Source organism: Kitasatospora putterlickiae (genome assembly GCF_039527695.1).
Taxonomy (GTDB): domain Bacteria; phylum Actinomycetota; class Actinomycetes; order Streptomycetales; family Streptomycetaceae; genus Kitasatospora; species Kitasatospora putterlickiae.
Genome location: NZ_BAAAKJ010000325.1, coordinates 1 through 4,456, shown reverse-complemented (window position 1 = coordinate 4,456; position 4,456 = coordinate 1). Strand labels below are relative to the sequence as shown.

At 73.1% G+C, this 4,456-nt stretch carries 5 protein-coding genes; all 5 read right to left on the bottom strand.

The features are described from left to right. Positions 1-1,074, bottom strand: a 1,074-nt coding sequence (gene recA, locus ABD308_RS30785; protein WP_344342311.1) for a recombinase RecA, incomplete at its 3' end; no start/stop codon positions are given. 205 nt (positions 1,075-1,279) lie between these two features. Continuing rightward, positions 1,280-2,419 carry an AI-2E family transporter gene (locus tag ABD308_RS30780; protein WP_344342309.1) on the bottom strand — a complete coding sequence of 380 codons (1,140 nt, stop codon included), beginning with the start codon at positions 2,417-2,419 and terminating at the stop codon, positions 1,280-1,282. Between the two features lie 222 nt (positions 2,420-2,641). Next, positions 2,642-2,836, bottom strand: a complete 195-nt coding sequence (locus tag ABD308_RS30775; RefSeq protein WP_344342308.1) for a DUF3046 domain-containing protein — start codon at positions 2,834-2,836, stop codon at positions 2,642-2,644. A 44-nt stretch (positions 2,837-2,880) separates the two neighbouring features. Then, complete coding sequence (locus ABD308_RS30770; protein ID WP_344342306.1) at positions 2,881-3,432, bottom strand: GNAT family N-acetyltransferase; 552 nt, start codon at positions 3,430-3,432, stop codon at positions 2,881-2,883. A gap of 56 nt (positions 3,433-3,488) precedes the next feature. Beyond that, positions 3,489-4,456: S8 family serine peptidase (locus ABD308_RS30765; RefSeq protein WP_344342304.1), on the bottom strand; the 968-nt coding region annotated here is incomplete at its 5' end.

Here is a 4,456-nt window from a genome sequence, read left to right as displayed (position 1 = left end):
CGTCTTGGCGGCGGTCGCGGTGATCGGCTTGGCCGCGCCCTCGGCGGCACCCGCCGCGGCGTCGGCCGGCTCCTCGACCTTGGGGCCGATGCCCAGCTTGCCCTTGATCTTCCGCTCGATCTCGTCGGCCAGCTGCGGGTTGTCCCGCAGGAAGTTGCGGGCGTTCTCCTTGCCCTGGCCGAGCTGGTCGCCCTCGTAGGTGTACCAGGCGCCGGACTTGCGGATGAAGCCGTGCTCGACGCCCATGTCGATCAGGCCGCCCTCGCGGCTGATGCCCACGCCGTAGAGGATGTCGAACTCGGCCTGCTTGAACGGCGCGGCGACCTTGTTCTTGACGACCTTGACGCGGGTGCGGTTGCCGACCGCCTCGGTGCCGTCCTTCAGGGTCTCGATCCGGCGGATGTCCAGGCGGACCGAGGCGTAGAACTTCAGCGCCCGGCCACCGGTCGTGGTCTCCGGCGAGCCGAACATCACGCCGATCTTCTCGCGCAGCTGGTTGATGAAGATCGCGGTGGTGTTCGACTGGTTCAGCGCACCGGCGATCTTGCGCAGCGCCTGGCTCATCAGACGCGCCTGCAGACCGACGTGCGAGTCGCCCATCTCACCCTCGATCTCCGCGCGGGGCACCAGCGCCGCCACGGAGTCGATGATCACCAGGTCGATCGCGCCGGAGCGGATCAGCATGTCGGTGATCTCCAGGGCCTGCTCACCGGTGTCCGGCTGGCTGACCAGCAGGGCGTCGGTGTCCACACCGAGCTTCTTGGCGTACTCCGGGTCGAGCGCGTGCTCCGCGTCGACGAAGGCGACCGTGCCGCCGGCCTTCTGGGCGTTGGCCGCCAGGTGCAGGGTCAGCGTGGTCTTGCCGGAGGACTCGGGGCCGTAGATCTCGATCACCCGGCCGCGCGGGATGCCGCCGACCCCGAGGGCGACGTCCAGGGCGGTGGACCCGGTGGAGATCACCTCGACCGGCTCGTTGGCCTTCTCGCCGAGGCGCATCACCGAGCCCTTGCCGAACTGCCGCTCGATCTGGGCGAGCGCCGTCTCAAGGGCCTTCTCGCGGTCCGTACCTGCCATGGCTTCCACCCTCGGGTTCTGTGCTGTGCGCTTCATCGTTCTCGACGCTAGCGCGTCCCACCGACAATCGGCTCCGACCCGGCTCCGCCTGGGGAGAACTCTGCGCCGGAGAGTACAAAGAACACGTGTTCGAATCAAGCCTATGCGGTTCGAGCCATGATCGACCCCGGGTCCCGGTCCCGCCACCGGGCCGGTCCCGCCCCGGCTACTTCCGGTCCGAGTCCCCGCCGACCATCCGCCGCAGCCGGCGCGCCGCCTCCCGGCGCAGCTCCCGGCGCTGCCGGCGCTGCTCGCCGCGGTCGATCCGCGGATCAGTCACCTCGTACCGCCGGACGTACGTGCCGACGAAGCCCTGCAGGGTGGCCGCCGCCGGGATGGCGATCAGCGCGCCGACGCCGCCGAGCAGCGCGGCGCCCGCGATCACCGAGCCGAACGCCACCGCCGGGTGCACGTCCACCGTCTTCGCGGTGATCCGCGGGTGCAGCAGGTAGTTCTCGATCTGCTGGTAGACCACCACGAACACCAGCACCCAGAGCGCGTCCACCGGCTCGTCGGTGGTGAGCGCCACCAGCACCGGCAGCGCCCCCGCCAGATAGGTGCCGATGGTGGGCACGAACTGCGACATGACACCGACCCAGACCGCCTGCGCGGCCGCGTACGGGAGGTCCAGCAGCGCGAACATCACCCAGTGCGCGAACGCCGAGGCGACCGCGAGCAGGGCCCGGGAGTAGAGGTAGCCGCCGGTCTTGGCCAGCGCGATCTCCCAGGCGCGCAGCACCTCGGTCTGCTTGGCGGGCGGCAGCATCGAACAGACGGTCCGCCGCACCCGCGGGCCGTCGGCGGTGAAGTAGAAGGTGAAGAGGCCGACGGTGAACGCCTGGAACAGCCCGCCGATCAGGGTCGAGGAGACGCCCCAGACGTTGTCCGCGGCCGACTGGGCGTAGCTCTCGATCGCGCCGGAGTCCTTGAGCAGCTTCTTCTGCAGCTCGTCCAGCGAGAGTTCCTGGTTGAAGGTGCGGTTGACCCAGCCGATCAGGTTGTCGAGCAGGTGCGGGAGGTCACCCGCGATCTTCCCCACCTGGTCGACCAGCAGGGTGCCGAGCGCGGTCAGGAACCCGCCGACCGCTATCGCCACCGCGATGAAGACCAGGAAGGTGCCGACGCCGCGGCGCACCCCGCGGGCCGCCATCCGGTCCACCGCCGGCTCCAGCGCGAGCGACAGGAAGAAGGAGACCAGCAGCATCACGAAGAGGTCGATCAGCTGGTGGAAGGCCCAGTCGGCGAGCTGGAACAGCCCGACCAGGACCAGCGCCAGCACCATCGCCCGGGGCAGCCAGCGCGGCATCCCGGAATTCCAGAGCCCGCCCCCCGCGGTGCGGGCCGGCCCCGGTCCCGACGGCGGAGCGGGCGGGGAGGCGGGCGTAGGGCCCGCGGCCTCGTCGGCGACCTGCGCCGACCTGTCCGAATTCTGCTGTTCTGCACTGCTTGCCACCCGCACAGTCTGACCCATGCCCGACGCGCGTTCGAGCATCGGGCGGTCACCGGCGGCGGCCGGACCCGGGTCCGGTCAGCGGAGCACCGGGGAGACGCCCTGGGTGTCGCAGACCACCCGCCAGACGTCCTTGGCCTCCCAGCCCGCTTCCAGCGCCTGACGGACCGTCCGCCCGCCGAGTTCGCTCATCACGTGGTCGCTCGCGAAGGACTCCGCGTACACCTCGCCGAAGTGCTCGTACATCCGCCGCCAGAACTCCGTCAGCCTCATGCCCACCAGTATCCCGGACCGCCGGACCGACCGGACGTCCCCGCTCAGGGGCGCCAGTCGGCCGCCGCCAGGGCGTACTCGACCTCGCCGTGCTCGCTACCCGGCACCGGCTCCGGGTACGCCTCGTGGAAGGTCCGCACGTACGAGAGCCCGGCCTTCTCCATCACCCGCCGCGAGCCGGCGTTGACCGCCATGGTGTACGCCACCACCCGCTCGACGCCGAGCCCGGTGAAGCCGAGGCGGATCAGCGCCCGGGCGCCCTCGGTGGCGTAGCCGCGCCCCCAGGCCGGGTGGCGCAGCCGGTAGCCCAGCTCGACCTCGGCGCGGTCGCCGTCCGGCGGCCGGAACTCGAACCAGCCGAGGAAGGCCCCGCCCGCCCGTTCCTCGGCGGCCCACCAGCCGAGGTCGCCGTACCGGCGGTAGTGGTCGAGGTAGAGCGGCAGCAGGGTGGACTCGACCACCTCGCGCGGGGTGGCCCGCCCGCCGGTGAGGTAGCGGGTCACCCGCGGGTCGGCGTCCAGCTCGACCAGGGCGTCCGCGTCGGCGGCGGTGAAGCGGCGCAGCACCAGCCGCTCGGTGGTGAGGAAGACGTCCATCCCCCGATCCTCGCCCGCCCGCCCCGGCCCGTCACCCGGTTTTCCCGGGCGCCGGCTCAGCGCGGCAGTGCCAGCGCCCCGGCGCCGTAGTACTCGTGGTCGCCGCAGACCTGCGGCCGGGGCGGGCAGGCGGCGTCCGCGGTGGTGGCCAGCAGCGCGGCGAGCCGGTCGGCGTCCCAGTCCGGGTGCAGCGCGGCGGCGACCGCGACCGCTCCGGTGACGTGCGCCGCGGCCATCGAGGTCCCGGCCAGCGCGGCGTACCGCTCGCCGGGCCAGTCCGAGACCACCGCCCCCTGGGAGCCGCCGTCCGGATTCCCGCCGGGGGCGGCCAGCGAGACCCGGCCGCGCCCGTGGTTGGTGTAGGCGGACGGGCGGCCGTCGCGGTCGACGGCGGTCACGGTGACCACGCCGGGCAGCTCACCGGGCAGCCGGAGGCACTCGGGGCCGAGCTCGCGGGAGCGCGGGGGCCCGCTGGTGCGGTCGTTGGGGCTGCGCTCGTCGGTGCGGGCGGCGCCGAGGTCCTGCGCGTCGTTGCCGGCCGAGGCGACCACCACGGCGCCCTGTCGGCGGGCGTACGCGACGGCCCGGCCGACGGCGGCGGTCAACGCGGCCTGGTCGGCGTCGTCGGGGCAGTTGTACTTCCAGGGGTCGGCGAAGTAGCTGTTGTTGATCGCCCGGGCGCCGTGGTCGGCGGCCCAGAGCATGCCGCAGACGATGTTCTCGGCGTAGTACTGGCCGAGCGGGCCGAGCAGCCGGACGGCGGCGATCCGCACACCGGGGGCGACCCCGCTGACGCCGTGGCCGTCCCGGGCGGCGCCGACGATCCCGGCGACATGGGTGCCGAGGCCGTCGCCGCCGACCCCGGCGTCGGGGCGCCAGGATCCGGTGCGGGCGTCGGGGCGGCCGTCGGCGCAGGAGGCGGAGCTCCTCGGGTCGACGGCGGCGCGCAGGTCGGGGTGGGTGTCGTCGACGCCGGAGTCGAGGACGGCGACCAGCACCCCGCGCAGGGCGTCGGCGCCGGGGG